The sequence below is a fragment of the Runella sp. R0.1_18 genome (genome assembly GCF_057652155.1).
On the sequence record NZ_JBYFCK010000013.1, the window covers coordinates 195289 to 210234 of the forward strand.

The window sequence follows — 14946 nt, forward strand, 5'->3', positions numbered from 1 at the left end:
CAGATGTCAGGGCTAACGCCCCTTCTTTTGTCAATAGATAGGGGCTTTTACTACGAAGATTTGAGGGCTACGCCCCCATGTGGAGGCTTTAGCCCTGCAACTTTGTTCAAGCATGTAAAAAAAATTAAAGAAGAAAGGAGTATATTAGTTGGTTTAGCGCCATCTGAATAGAAAAACATTCCTATTACCCAATGAATTATTACCGCTCGTATCAGCTAGAGGACTTTGCCCGTGACGAATCGTTTCGTCAGTGGGTGCTGGAATACGAGCCTAATAGTACCCAATTTTGGCAACAATGGCTTGCTGAAAACCCCGACTGTCGCGAAAAAGTCCATTTGGCCAAGGCGTTTTTGTTGGCCTTAGAAGAAAATGAAACCGATTTGCCAGAGTTGGAATTAGAGGCCATTACAGAGCAGATTCTTCAAGCCCCTCCGCAAACTCCTTCTCGGTTTTGGCAGTTCCCTTTGTTCCAATGGGCGGCTTCTATCCTTCTGCTTTTGGGCGTGGGGTGGGGGGCATATTCTTATTTTCGACCTAATGCCTTGGTTCTTAATGACAGCAAAACGGTTATAGCTTTCAAAGATGATTATCTCGAACAGGCCAATCAAACAGACCGCATTCAACAAATTTCGTTGCAAGATGGAAGTATCATTTCGCTTTATCCCAAAAGCCGAATTCGGTATCCACAACCTTTTCGTGCCCAACTGCGCGAGGTTTATTTAGAAGGGAAAGCTTTTTTTGACATTACGAAAAATCCCCAGCAGCCGTTTTGGGTTTATACCGACTATATTTCTACCCAAGTATTGGGTACAAGCTTTATGGTTCAAGCATTTTCGGAGGCTGATGAGGCCAAAGTGGTGGTCAAAACGGGCCGCGTATCGGTTTATACCCGAAAAGACTTAGAAAAAGCGACAACTACCCAACAAGCGGTAAAAGCGGGAGTGGTACTTACCCCTAACCAGCAAGTGGCTTTTTCGATACCCGAAAAACGCTTTTTAAAATCTATCGTGGAAGCGCCAGCCGCAGTTGTTGAGACACCCGTTAGTAGCTATTCGTTTGATGAAACGCCTGTTAGCCAAGTATTTGATTTGATAGAAAAAACCTACGGTATCTCCGTGATTTATGATGCAAAAGTCCTCGAAAATTGCTTCCTGACGGCTACCCTTTCCGACGAGTCGCTGTTTGATAAACTTGATCTTATCTGCAAAATCACGCACTCGACTTACGAAATCGTTGATGCTCAAATCATTATCCATAGCCGAGGATGTAAATAGTATTTTTTTAGAAAAAAATTTTAAAAAAGCAGTATTTTAGGCTTCGGTTCGCCATCCATGATAAAACCACATATTTCATCATGGATAAAATCTACAACAAACCCAATTTCTGCTGGACGCTCATGAGGATTTCATTGACACAGCTGCTGATTGCAATCCTGTTCATGGGAGTATCTCACGCCCACGACGCAAGCGCTCAGGAAGCCCTGGAGCAAAAAGTAACCGTAAAGCTTGCCAATGAAGACTTAAAAACAGCCCTAGGCACACTTCAACGAGCAACCAACGTGCGCTTTATCTACAATCCGCGCGAAATTAAAGTATCTCAAAAAATCAATTTAGATGCCAAAAACGAAAAGCTGAAAGAAGTGCTTGAGCAAGTGCTCAACCCGCTTAAAATTGGCTACGAAGTAAAAGGCAAGCAAATTGCGCTCTTCAAAAAAGAAGTGAGCCTGTTGCCCATTCCCCAGCAAACACCCAGTTTATTGACTACCCAAGCGCTCGATCAAGCGGTGACTGGAAAAATCACTGATGATAAGGGCGAAGTGCTTGTAGGCGTAAGCGTACAAGTAAAAGGCACAACGCGTGGCGCTACCACCGATGCCAACGGGGGCTATCGCTTGTCGGTGCCTGATGCAAAATCAGTGTTGGTTTTTTCTTATATTGGTTATATCAAACAAGAAATTGTGGTTGGTAATCAGAGTATTATCAACGTCAAATTGTCGGCCGATGACAAAAGCCTCGAAGAGGTTGTAGTGGTAGGATACGGTGTTCAGAAAAAAGTAAACATGACGGGTGCCGTTTCGACCATTGATTCAAAAGCCATCGAAAACCGTCCCTCTAGTAACTTGGCTACTGCCATGCAAGGAACTTCGCCTGGGTTGATTATTCAACGTACTACAGGGCAGCCTGGTAGTGAAGGTGTCAGCATTCAGATTCGGGGAGCAACGACGGCCAACGGAAGCGTGGATCCATTGATGATTTTGGACGGGGTGGCCGTGCCTATTTCGACACTCCAAACCATGAACCCCAACGACGTTGAAAATATCAGTGTCTTAAAAGACGCGGCTGCTGCCGCTATCTACGGCGCACAAGCCGCGGGTGGGGTAATTTTGGTGACGACCAAAAAAGGAAAATCGGGTAAGGTTACGTTTGATTACCTTTCTCAGTTTGGAACCGATTGGTCGATCAACGTTCCTAGTCGGATGTCGTTGTTGGAAGAAGCTGAGTTTTCTAACTTGGCCCGTAAAAACTCAGGCAGTGGTCCTGAGTACTCAGACTTTGATTTGGAGCAGATTCGCAACAACGTTCCGTATGTTGTTAACCCTGCGGATACTTCCACTTACTTGTTTTATAACCAAGAGCCGTTGACCAACCAAGTATTGAGAAAATACACCTCGATGCAAACCCACAACTTGACCGTGCGCGGTGGAACTGACAAGCTCAACTTTATGCTTTCGGGTGGTTTTTATGGTAAAAATGGGGTGTTTAAAGTAGGGCCTGATAACAACGAACGTTACAACCTTCGCCTTAATTTAGGTGCAAAATTAACCGAAAAACTCTCACTTGATGCGCGGGTTGCTTACACTGGAGAGCGCACCAAAACTCCCGCAGCCGATGTTAACGGAGGCGGTCTGTTGTACCAAATCTACCGTTTGCGTACTCGTACACCGTTTTTCACGCCTGAAGGTCGTTACAACGGAGCAGGGTCGGCAGCCACCGCTTATGCAACCATGGAAGCAGGAGGTTACAATAACCTTTTCAAGAATTTCTTCGACGGAACATTTACACTCCAGCACAGCGGTTTGGTCAAAGGCTTGAACCTTCGTGCGGTTGTAGGAACGCAGTACCGTCGTGGCGACCGAAACCGTTTCAACCGTACGGTGCCGCTTTGGGGACGTTCACGGATTTTGAGCTACCTCAACCAAGTAAATTCCTACGAAATCACCAACGAGTTGACAAAAAATACCAACATTCAGTTGTTAGCGAACTACGATTTCAAAATCGGAGCTAAGCACAATTTTGGCCTTTTTGCGGGTTATCAGTGGGAATCGTACCGCTACAGTCAAGTTTTCAACCGCGCTAGTAACTTAGTGAGTAACGACCTGCCTACCCTCAACTTAGGCGACGAAAAAACGAAAGTCAACAGTCAGGGAATTGCTACGAACGCGTTTCAGTCTATTTTTGGACGTTTTAATTACAACTACGCCGACAAGTACTTAGTAGAAGCCACACTTCGCCAAGACGAAAGCTCGAAGTTGGCGCCTGGAAGTCGAGTGAAAATCTTCCCGTCGGCTTCAGTAGGTTGGAACGTACACCGCGAGTCTTGGTTTGGAAATAGCCTCAACTTTATTTCTGAATTGAAACTCCGTGCCTCTTGGGGGCGTCTTGGTGGTGCATTAGGTAATACCATTGGTAACTACGACTACCTCAACCAACTTTCGCAAGGCTCAGCTTTGGTGTTGGGTGATTCTCGGGCTACGTATATTTTCCAAAACGCCATTCCTTCGGCCAACCTCTCTTGGGAAACTATCGAAACAACCAACGGAGGGGTGGATTTGGGCTTTTTCCAAAACAAACTCCAAATCACGGGCGACTACTACGTAAAATACAACCGTAACATGCTTACGGCGCAGTTGTTGCCTTCCACTATTGGTATCAACACCCCTCGTAAAAACAACGGTGAGCTAAAATCGTGGGGATGGGAGTTAGAGGCGCGTTACCGTGGTACGGTTGGTAAAGAGTTTAACTACAACGTGTCGTTCAACCTTTCGGACAATAACAATAAGCTCATTAGTTTCTCTGGCCGTAATATCGTTGGAATGGGAACCAATGGAACCATTGAGAACTACCCACTTAATTCCATTTGGGGATACCAATCAGCGGGTTATTTCCAAACAGCTGATGAAGTAAAATCTTGGGCGTTTCAGGATAGCCGCGCGAATGCTGGTGACGTAAAATACATCGACCAAAACGGAGATAACCGCCTGACAGTAGGACGCGGTACGACCGAAGACTATGGTGATATGGTTTTCTTAGGAACGACTAATCCTCGTCTGCTATATGGAGCTAACTTAGGCTTCCAATGGAAAGGCTTAGATTTTTCTGCCTTCTTTCAAGGGGTAGGAAAACGTAGCTACCGCCCACTTACTGAGTCGATTGCCCCGTTGTTGGTGACTTGGAAACAAGCCCTCGGTATCCACCGCGATTACTGGACACCAGAAAACCCCAATGCTACCTATCCGCGTCCGTTTGTAGGAGCTACTCACAACTACCTATCGTCGGATAAATGGGTACTGAACGCACGTTATACTCGTTTGAAAAACATTCAAGTGGGATACACTTTGCCAAGCCGCTTGACGGAGCGCCTCAAAGTATCCCGGGCTAGGTTCTTCTTCTCGGGTCAAGACTTGTTTACCATCTCGGGCTTAGGGGTTTTCCAAGGATACTACGATCCTGAAACCCGCGACAACGTAGAAAACGACTATCCATTCTTTGCTACGGCTTCTGTCGGCTTAAACCTCTCGTTCTAAGCATTGTACATCGAACAAAGGTGGTATCTCTTAAATTGAAATAACATGAACAAGACATATTCTTTTCTTACCAAAAAAGTAGCAATAGCGGCGGTATGCGGGCTGACCTTCCTCTCAGCTTGTGATGTAACCCGCCTCCCTGAAACGTCGATTAGTGACGAAACATTTTGGCGTTCGGAAGCCGATTTGAAGGCAGCTGCCAACTACTTATACACATTTTTGCCTGCGTTTAACAACGAAGACAACTGGTCGGACGATGCGACGGGATTAACCGTAAGCAACATCAGCGACGGTACACGTTTGGCACCTGCCACCGACGGGAACTATAGCAACCCGTATCGGTTGATTCGGGCGGCCAATAATATCGTCGAGAAAGCACCACGTGCGAGTTTGGCGGCGGCTATTCAAGACCGCTACGTGGGAGAAGCCCGCTTCTTCCGTGCCATGGGGTACTACGATTTGTTGCGTAAATACGGAAGTGTGCCTTTGATTTTGAAAACATTGACGGACGAGTCGGCCGAATTGAAAGAACCTGCCGCTACCCGTGACCAAATCATTGAGCAGATTTACCAAGACTTGGATTTTGCGGCTTCCAAACTCCCTACACCCACCGCGTTGGGAACGGCAGATTACGGACGCATTTCCAATACGGGCGCTTTGGCGTTTAAGGCAAGAGTTGCTTTGTTTGAAGGAACACGTGCTAAATTTCATAAGTACGGCGACCCCAACAAACACCTGACGCTGGCTTACAACGCCGCTAAAGCGGTGATTGACAGCAAGCAACACGATTTATACACGGGAGGTTACTTCAACTTGTTTCAATACGCAGGAGAAGGTCGTGCCAACCGAGAAAATATCATCGTAAGACAATACGGGGTATCACAGACCGACCGCGTCGTGACACACACTTACTTCCGTGGAACGGTTGAAAACGGAAACTTGAACCCCACCAAAAGCCTCATTGATTCGTATTTGATGAAAGATGGCTTGCCTACCTCGAAGTCGCCGCTGTACACCGCCCCTACCACAACGGTGGAAGTCTATCAAAACCGCGATACGCGCATGAGCGATACCTACATGAAGCGCGGTGACTCGTGGATTGCGACGTTTCCTGTGTTCAACGTCCCGAGCTTGGTATTTGCCAAAACAGGGTTTACGTTCCGCAAATATTCGGACATCAATGACTGGAATAACCAAGCATCCACGATGGACTACATGATTTTGCGCTACGCCGAAGTGTTGTTGATTTATGCCGAAGCTCGCTTTGAATTGGACGAAAATATCAGCGATGCAGATTTGGAGTTGACCCTCAACCGCACGCGTGCCCGTGGTGGATTGCCTAAATTGACCAACGAATTTGTGACGAAAAATGGCTTGAACATGCGTGATGAAATCCGTCGCGAGCGTCGTGTGGAATTGGCGCAAGAAAGCCACCGTTATTGGGATTTAAACCGTTGGAAAATGGCAGAAACCGAAATGCCAAAACCAATTTTAGGAAATTATTTCTTCAAAACGGAGTTTGGTACAACGGTTCAGGTCAACTTAACCCCTGACAATTATATCCAAGTACAAGCGGCAAGTTTCCGTAAGTTTGATCCTGCTAAGGATTATTTGTGGCCATTGCCAATCAACGAGTTAGCCCTTAACCCATCCCTCAAACAAAATCCAGGATGGTAGAAAAACACGTGAATCGGGTTGCTCACAACCCGATTCTCTGTGTGGAGGGTTGCTTACAACCCGACTAATATGCTTAATTTGTTTGTAACGCCCTCTCAGCAAACGATGTTGGGAGGGCGTTTTTTTAGCTACTTCTCAAAAAATTATCAGATAACTAAGTTAGGAAATTACTCTCTTCTTCTTGAAGTAGTGACGAGTTTCTATTTAACCCCTTGTACATCCTTATGAAGTCTAACTTTTTATCCGCACGCTTGGCGTCTTACTTGTTGTTGATTCCTGTCGTTGCCCAATTCTCCTTTACCGCGCCAACGGCCAAAGAAAAAGAAGATTGGATTAATCTTTTCAATGGTAAAGACATCAAAAATTGGACTGTCAAAATCCACCACCACGAAACAGGCGATAATTATGGAGAGACGTTTCGGGTGGAAGATGGAATCATCAAAGTGCGCTACGACAAGTACGATAAATTCAACGAACGTTACGGTCACCTTTATTTCAATACGCCTTATTCGTACTATCATTTGTCGATGGAGTATCGTTTTACGGGCATTTGGCGCGAAGACGCCCCCGATTATACGAAGCTCAACAGCGGGGTAATGTTTCATTCGCAAGACCCCAAAACCATGCCCAAAGAACAAGATTGGCCAATTTCGGTCGAAATGCAGTTTTTGGCTGGCCTCGGCGACGGGAAACCGCGTCCCACAGGCAACATGTGTTCGCCTGGTACGGACGTTATTTTTAAAGGGGTAAAAGACCCGCGCCATTGTATCAATTCTACTTCTAAAACGTACCCAAAAGAAGAATGGGTAAAAGCCGATTTGATTGTGTTGGGTGATTCGTTGGTACAACATTTTATCAACGGCGAAAAAGTGCTGGAATACGAAAAACCGCAGATAGGCGGTGGGGTAGCCAACCGTTTTGACCCCGCCCAAAAAATTGACGGAAAACTGCTCAAAGAAGGCTTTATAGCCCTCCAAAGTGAAGGACAAGAAATTGATTTTAGAAACATCAAGCTGCTCAATTTGGAAGGTTGCAAAGACCCTAAATCAAAAGCATTTCGCAGCTATTTTGTCAAAAATAACCCTGCAAAATGTCGTTAAACTAACCTTTGTCCAAACCTACCTAGCCTATCATGAAATCATTTTTTGCCCTCCTTCTTTGCGTGAGTTCGTTGTCGGTTTTTGCCCAAAATACACTGCGCTACCAACACGAAACCTTTGCCCAAATCGACTCCGTCATCAATGTTGGCTACGGCGAGGCGCTTAACATCAAGGGTGAAAAAGAAAAACTGCTGCTGGATGTGTATAGTCCGCACGGCGATACGCTGCGAAAACGCCCGCTCGTGGTGTTTGTACACGGGGGTGGTTTTACGGGAGGAGATAAAAAAGTGGGGTATCCGCTGTTGTTTAGTTATGGATTGGCCAAAAGAGGCTACGTCTGTGGTTCTATCAACTATCGGTTGGGCGTAGAAGAACCCAAAAGCGAAAAAAGCTATTTTGAAGCCATGTACCGCGCCGTGCAAGACACCAAAGCGGCCATTCGTTTTTTTAGAAAAAATGCGGCACAGTACGGAATCGATACCACTCAAATCTATCTCATGGGAGGTTCGGCGGGGGCCATGACTGCCCTGCACGCGGCGTATTTGGATGCGAAAGAAGTACCTGCTTACGTCAACACCGAGCGCTGGGGAAGGTTGGAAGGAAACAGTGGCAACGCAGGCTTTTCGTCGAAAGTAAAAGCCGTGATTAACTGCTGGGGAGCAATGATTGATTACCGCTGGATTCAGAAAGGTGACATTCCTAACTTCAATGTTCATGGCGTGGCGGATAAACTCGTGCCGAGCGATTCTTCGCTGTCGTACAATGGTTTCAAATACGGGAGCCAAGTCGTTTTTGAGCATTCGCTGGCGTTAGGGATTCCGACGGGCATTCGTCTCTACGAAAACACAGGGCATACCCTCGACAACGATAAAACAAAACAAACCCAAGCACTGGAAGAGGCGGGGTATTGGTTGGCAGCGCAGCTCAAAGGTAAGTTGAACGTCACCCGTTTTGAGAACGAGATTCTTGCTTTTGAGCAAGCTGACAAAACCGAAAGCTATACCCAAAATGCGATTTTGGTAACGGGCAGTTCGTTTGTCCGTTTGTGGAAAAACATCAAGCAAGACCTTGCCCCGCACGAAATCATTCACCGTGGCTTTGGTGGCTCTACCGTAGCCGAAATGGCCTATTACATTCCTCAGATTTTGGGTAAACACCAGCCCAAAGCGGTAGTTATATATACTGGAAGCAACGACATTGCCGATTCGCCGCTCGACAAAACACCTTTACAAATTCTCGAAACCTACAAAGTGGTGGTAAAAAACATACGGGCGAAGCTTCCCAACGCCGCGATTTACTGGATTGCCATTTCTCCCAACGAACGTCGCTGGGCGGTGCAAGACAAGATTCTGGAAGCCAATGCTTTGCTAAAAAATTACTGTGAATCGACCCCACAGTTGCACTACATAGAAACCATGCCGCAGTTGTTGGGGAAAGATGGCAAATACCAACCCGAATTGTACATTGGCGACAAGCTTCATTTCAACGAGAAAGGGTACGAAATTTGGAAAAACGTGATTGGGGGCGTACTAAATCGCGATTTTGGCAAAAAATAAGCGTTTTGTCATTACATTCGCAAAATGACTAAACCCGATTCATCTCCAACACTTTCGCGTCAGTTGGGATTGCTGAGCCTGACTGCCACAGGGATTTGCTCCATGATTGGGGCTTCGATTTACATTGTCCCTATTATGATTCAGCGCAATGTACCTGGGATTGGCCCGTACGTGCTTCCCGCTTTTTTGTTGGCGGCCTTACCAGCTTTGTTGGCGGCTTTTGCTTACGCTAGTTTGGCGTCGGCCATGCCCCAAGCAGGAGGAAGCTACGTTTTTGCCAGCCGTGGCCTGCATCCTTATTTGGGATTTGTGGCCAGTTTTTCCCAATGGTTCGGACTCACCATTGTCATTGGTGTTATTTGTTACGTTATCGTTCCTTTTTTTAGAGACATCGCCGAGGCAGTTGGGTGGACTACCACCGCTACTTACCTCGAAGTTGGGTGGATTCGGCTGACGTTGGCCTTGGTACTTCTTTGGAGCTTTGTGGGCATCAACATGCGTGGCCTGGCCTTCTATGAGCGTACCCTCATTCCGCTCATGGTACTGATGTTTGTCCTTGGTGCCATTGTTATTGTGGCGGGTTTTTACTACACACATGCCGATTTTATCCAAGCCTTGGCGGCCAAAGAGCATCGTCAGTTGGCCATCACCACCGAAGCCGTATTCGACTGGAATACGTTTTTGTCGGCGGGAGCAGTGTTGTTTGCCAGTTTTATCGGTTTCGATTCCATTGCGCAGGCGGGTGGCGAGGCCAAAAACCCCGCGCGTTTGCTCCCTCGCGCCATTGCGTTGGCCGTGGTGGTAGTGGGGTGTTTTTATTTTGTTTTTACCTCGGCCGTTTACCACGCTATTCCGTGGCACTACATTGCAGAAGAAGCCAGCAAAAAAGACATTTCGGCCCCTGGGCTTTTTAGTATTTTACTATCCCCTCAATGGGGCGTTGCTATTTTGGTGGGGGCAACGATTGCCCTCCTCAACGACCTCCCCGCCATGTTGCTATCGGTTTCACGGTTGCTTTTTGCGTGGGCCGAAGATGGTATTTTTCCCAAAAGCCTTGCCGACATCGACCCTGATACGCACACGCCTAAACGCGCCTTAGCGTTGAGCGGAGGCATGGCCACGATTGGTATCCTTGGAAGCCATTTTGCCAGTGACTTTTTTCTGGGTATCGACATCATGGTGACGAGTATGTTGGTCAATTTTCTGTTAATGTGCATTACGCTCCTGACCTTACCCATTCGTAATCCTGCCATTGCCCAGCGAATCAGCGTGCTTACCTCGCCTTTCCTCCGTCGTCTATTGGCGTGGGCGGGCATTGTATGCTTGGCGGCCTTTTTGGGGATTCACATCTGGAAAGACTTCCGCGCTTCCGTGAGTGCGTGGTATTTTCATTCTACCTACGTGTGGTTGACGGTGATGCTCCTAGCAAGCCTCATTTATGGACGAAAAATGCGAACCAACTCCTTCAAATAACTTTCTTCGGATGCAAACTTTTTTAACCCCCAACTTCCCGATTTCTAACGTGCTAACGGGACTTTGGCAAATCGCAGACATGGAACGCGACGGCCGAAGCCTCGATTTGGAGGCCGCCGCCAAAGCACTTATTCCTTACGTAGAAGCAGGTTTTACCACTTTCGACATGGCCGACCACTACGGTTCGGCCGAACTCATTGTCGGGATTTTACACAAAAAATACCTTCCCAAAAACACCCTCCAACTTTTGACCAAATGGGTGCCTACACCAGGGAAATTGACCAAAGAGAAGGTGCGCGAAGCCGTACACACGTCGCTCCAACGAATGCAGCTCGATACCCTCGATTTGCTCCAGTACCACGCGTGGAACTACGCTGACCCCGCTTGGCTCGACCAACTGTTTTGGTTGCAGGAGCTCCGCGAAGAAGGGCTTATCCAACACTTGGGGCTTACCAATTTTGATACCGCCCACCTAAAAATGGTGCTGGATAGCGGCATTCAGGTCGTGTCTAACCAAGTGTGTTTTTCGCTGCTCGACCAACGAGCCAAACACCAAATGCTCGACGTATGCCAACGGTATGGTGTTCATTTACTGGCGTTTGGGACGGTAGCGGGTGGGTTTTTGAGCGAAAAATGGCTTCACCAACCCGAACCTTCGATGGAGCAGTTGGCGACTTGGTCGCAGATGAAGTACAAGCGTTTTATTGACCAAACGGGCAGCTGGCAACAGTTTCAACGACTGCTTTCGACGCTCTCGGCCATTGCCCAAAGTCATTCGATTGACATGGCCAACGTTGCCAGTCGCTACATCATGCAGCAAGCGGGTGTGGCAGGGGTGATTATTGGCGCTCGCCCCAGCCAAAGCGAGCACATTGCCTCCAATCGCCGCCTTTTTGAAACCCAACTTTCGGCGGAAGACACCGCCCTCATTGAATCGGCTTTGGACGATTTACGCCCGATTGCGGGTGACTGCGGGGATGAATACCGTAAACCGCCTTTCCTGACGGCTTCGGGCGATTTGAGTCATCACATCAACAATTTTCCTGCGCCTTACGCCACCAAAATAGGCCACGATGGCCGTACGCACGCCCTAAGCGGCACCGTTTGGGAAGACCTGGCGGGTTTTAGTCGCGCAGTAAAACGGGGGAATAAAATTGTGGTATCGGGAACGACGGCTACGCACGGACACCTGGCCATTGGCGGCACCGATCCCGCTTCGCAAGCGCATTTTATCATCGACAAAATCGAAGGAGCGTTACAATCCTTGGGCGCACGCCTCGAAGACGTCGTCCGTACCCGAATTTTCATTCGTAACATCGACGATTGGGAGCCGATTGCGCGCGCCCACGGAGCTCGCTTTGCCAACATTCAACCCGCCAATACCATGGTGCGTGCCGATTTGATTGGGGACGAATACTTGGTGGAAATGGAAGCCGAGGCGATGCTGGACGAGCACTAATTGACACCGAAATTTGAACTGAAGGGAATGAACCATTTGAATACCGCTTGGCGAAAAACGGCCTCCACGATTTACCAAAAGCCCAACGACTCGAAAATTTTTGGTTCGGTAGAAGTGGATATTACCGACTTAGAAAAATACATTCAGCAGCGGCGCAAAGCAGGCGTGAAGATAACGCTTACGCATTTTTTTCTGTTGGCAACCGCCCGCGCCCTTCGCGATGAGGTGCCCGAATTTAACACCTACGTCAAGCGCGGAACGATTGTACCTTTTCCGAGTATTGATGCTACCGTGAGTGTGTTGATGGCCAATGGAGAAATGGGTTCGGTAAAAATGCAACACATTGATACTTATACCTTAACGACCTTGGCCGACGCTCTGCGCCAAGCTATCCAAAACGCGCAAAAGGGCGATGAAAAGTCTAAAAAACAGAAAGAAACCCTTGCGCACATTCCTTGGCCCTTCCGCGACTACGTCTATCGCCTGATTCGGTACTTGACGGTGCGGCTGGGGCTCACGATTCCGTGGCTAGGCATCTCGGCCAACAGTTTTGGGGCGTTTTTTCTGTCCAATATCGGCAGCATTGGCCTTGACATGGGCTACCCCGCCCTGTTTCCCTCGGCCAATGTCTCGTTTGTGTTGATTTTGGGGGGCGTTTCCCAAAAACCGTGGGTGGTGGAGGGGCAAGTCGTGCCGCGTACGATACTTTCGCTGGGGGCAGCCCTCGACCACCGCGTGGTGGACGCCTCGCACGGCGGAAAACTATTCAAATACCTCAAAAAAGTCATCGCCCAACCTCACCTGCTCGAAACCTAACCACCTCGACGCCCCCTTTTGTCACCTCGACGCTCCCCCTTTGTCACCTCGACAAAGGAGAGGTCTAACACCGAACAGCACAACGCGCTACGCAGTTACCCAGGCCAGAAGCCTTTTAATACCCAGCACGAGCGGAGACGCTCGCGCCATCAAACATGCAAAGGGTTGCTCACAACCCGCCCAACCGCAGCTTTTGCCACCTCGACGAACCGAACCCATTGTCACTTCGACGAAGGCTTTTGTCACTTCGACGAAGGAGAAGCCTACACCCATTTGAAAAAAATAGAAATTAGGCAGTTAGTTTTGAAATCAACTAATCTTTGGTATATATTTACAAAACGGCATGCACATCTAGGTTGAACGCATAAAAAAAGAAGCCTCAGCGAGGCTAAATCTTAGTAGAAAAAAAGGATAAAGGCCATTTCCCCCCTCATTCTCTTCTAATTAGTTTTGAACTAAACGTTATGATTGGCGTCGTTTTGGCTGTGAAGTGGGCGAGATTTTTGGGGTTTTTGCAAGAATGGTAGCTATACATAATATAAAAACTACGCCCTCAAAAGTGTAGTAAAATATTGGTATAGTTAAAATAAATACAAGTATTACTGCAAAAATTTCGCATATTTAGGAGTTAGCGGTCAGTGTATGACGACCACTCAATAAATGACAGCAAAGTATTAAAGACAAATATATTTACACTATGATGGGTAACCTTTTCAATAAGTATTTTCTAAATGACTTTGTCAATCATTACAGAAAGTCATTATCAGAGAAAATTGGTAAACTTGAAATTACTGACGCAACAGACGTTGTAGCATTAGTTGACAGACTAAAATCAGAATTCACCATCTATCCTATTGACATAAAAGAACCAAAGCCATCTGAACCCAAAGAAACAAGTGTTCAACGACAAAATATGTTTCGTGAAACATACCAACAAAAGGTATTTGAAATATTTGTTACAATCCCATTTGAAGGAAACAAAGACCTTTTCTTTTGCTACCCTTCAACTTCAACTGTTGTGTATCTGGACAAAAGCGTTTCTATAAATTTCAATAATATTACTGCAACAATAGTTTTAGACAAACTTGATGAAAACGCCTATTTTTCAAAAGTCAATGAAATTATTGGAACACTTAAATCAAACTTGCCGAGAATACACGCTGAAATCAAACCTTGGAATGACGGACTTGAAAATTTAATCAAACAATCATTAGAGAGCAGAAAAGGTGTTGTTTCTCAAAAGTTAGACTTTATGGAAAAAATTGGATTGAAGGTAAATCCAAAATCAACAGAATATTTAGTTCCACCAACGGTTATAAAAAAAGCAATTCCCATACCAGCGACAGAAACGAGTAAAACTGTTGCGAAAGAAAAAGTTCCAATTCTTCAACAAGAAGTTTATGCCGACATAAGAGAAGTTTTGTATAATGTTGGTAAAGCAATAGAGCGTAAACCTTCAATTTACAAAGACAAACACGAAGAAGATTTACGAGACATTTTCTTGTTGTTTCTTGAAACAAGATATGAAGCAACAACGGGGGTTGGCGAAGCATTCAATAAAAAAGGCAAGACGGACATTCTTTTGAAATACGCTAAGGACGGAACAAATCTTTTTGTTGCTGAGTGTAAATTTTGGAAAGGTCAAAAAGAATTTTTTAAAGCCATTGACCAATTACTGGGCTACTTGACACACAGAGACTCTAAGACTGCGTTAATATTTTTTGTTAACCAAAAGGAAATCTCAAACATTGTAACAACAATAAAAACAGAGATTACTCAACATAAGAATTACTTTAAACATATCAAGGACACCTATGAGCATTCTATTAACTACGAATTTTCTTTACCTGATGACAGCAATAAAAAAATCCAAGTTGAAGTAATGCTTTTTCACTTTCCGACAATATGACAACATTAATTGAGATAGAACACCGAACCGCTAATAACTAAGGTTTCGTCGTGGCTGAAAGCCAAGCGATGAAACCGCTGTTGAACGAAAGCTTCGGTAGCGGCGAGTGCTCACCAAACCTTTTTCTTTTGTTATGGAGTTATTGTTGAAGT

At 46.3% G+C, this 14946-nt stretch carries 9 protein-coding genes; all 9 read left to right on the plus strand.

Going from position 1 to position 14946, the window contains the following annotated elements:
• Positions 1-191: 191 nt before the first annotated feature.
• Positions 192-1274 carry a FecR family protein gene (locus tag AC23P2_RS21395; protein ID WP_487775094.1) on the plus strand — a complete coding sequence of 361 codons (1083 nt, stop codon included), beginning with the start codon at positions 192-194 and terminating at the stop codon, positions 1272-1274.
• Between the two features lie 80 nt (positions 1275-1354).
• Positions 1355-4804 (plus strand): TonB-dependent receptor, encoded by a 3450-nt coding sequence (locus AC23P2_RS21400; RefSeq protein ID WP_487775095.1) that lies wholly within the window; start codon positions 1355-1357, stop codon positions 4802-4804.
• Positions 4805-4849: 45 nt separating this feature from the next.
• The gene (locus tag AC23P2_RS21405; protein ID WP_487775096.1) at positions 4850-6481 is read left to right on the plus strand and encodes a RagB/SusD family nutrient uptake outer membrane protein; all 1632 of its coding nucleotides are present in this window, start codon (positions 4850-4852) and stop codon (positions 6479-6481) included.
• A 224-nt stretch (positions 6482-6705) separates the two neighbouring features.
• Positions 6706-7581, plus strand: coding sequence for a 3-keto-disaccharide hydrolase (locus AC23P2_RS21410; protein WP_487775097.1), 876 nt, complete (start codon positions 6706-6708; stop codon positions 7579-7581).
• Positions 7582-7613: 32 nt separating this feature from the next.
• Positions 7614-9137 (plus strand): DUF459 domain-containing protein, encoded by a 1524-nt coding sequence (locus AC23P2_RS21415; protein WP_487775098.1) that lies wholly within the window; start codon positions 7614-7616, stop codon positions 9135-9137.
• Positions 9138-9161: 24 nt separating this feature from the next.
• Positions 9162-10610, plus strand: a complete 1449-nt coding sequence (locus tag AC23P2_RS21420) for an APC family permease (RefSeq protein WP_487775099.1) — start codon at positions 9162-9164, stop codon at positions 10608-10610.
• Between the two features lie 10 nt (positions 10611-10620).
• Positions 10621-12069, plus strand: a complete 1449-nt coding sequence (locus tag AC23P2_RS21425; RefSeq protein ID WP_487775100.1) for an aldo/keto reductase — start codon at positions 10621-10623, stop codon at positions 12067-12069.
• Between the two features lie 27 nt (positions 12070-12096).
• A complete protein-coding gene (locus AC23P2_RS21430; RefSeq protein ID WP_487775101.1) occupies positions 12097-12885 on the plus strand; it encodes a 2-oxo acid dehydrogenase subunit E2 in 789 nt (262 codons plus the stop codon).
• A gap of 697 nt (positions 12886-13582) precedes the next feature.
• A complete protein-coding gene (locus tag AC23P2_RS21435) occupies positions 13583-14794 on the plus strand; it encodes a hypothetical protein (protein WP_487775102.1) in 1212 nt (403 codons plus the stop codon).
• Positions 14795-14946: the final 152 nt, after the last annotated feature.

Bases quoted from the DNA above. Each gene is read 5' to 3' on its own strand.
- AC23P2_RS21400 (WP_487775095.1), top strand. From the start codon at position 1,355: ATGGATAAAATCTACAACAAACCCAATTTCTGCTGGACGCTCATGAGG.
- AC23P2_RS21425 (WP_487775100.1), top strand. From the start codon at position 10,621: ATGCAAACTTTTTTAACCCCCAACTTCCCGATTTCTAACGTGCTAACG.
- AC23P2_RS21420 (WP_487775099.1), top strand. From the start codon at position 9,162: ATGACTAAACCCGATTCATCTCCAACACTTTCGCGTCAGTTGGGATTG.
- AC23P2_RS21410 (WP_487775097.1), top strand. From the start codon at position 6,706: ATGAAGTCTAACTTTTTATCCGCACGCTTGGCGTCTTACTTGTTGTTG.
- AC23P2_RS21405 (WP_487775096.1), top strand. From the start codon at position 4,850: ATGAACAAGACATATTCTTTTCTTACCAAAAAAGTAGCAATAGCGGCG.
- AC23P2_RS21435 (WP_487775102.1), top strand. From the start codon at position 13,583: ATGATGGGTAACCTTTTCAATAAGTATTTTCTAAATGACTTTGTCAAT.
- AC23P2_RS21415 (WP_487775098.1), top strand. From the start codon at position 7,614: ATGAAATCATTTTTTGCCCTCCTTCTTTGCGTGAGTTCGTTGTCGGTT.
- AC23P2_RS21395 (WP_487775094.1), top strand. From the start codon at position 192: ATGAATTATTACCGCTCGTATCAGCTAGAGGACTTTGCCCGTGACGAA.
- AC23P2_RS21430 (WP_487775101.1), top strand. From the start codon at position 12,097: ATGAACCATTTGAATACCGCTTGGCGAAAAACGGCCTCCACGATTTAC.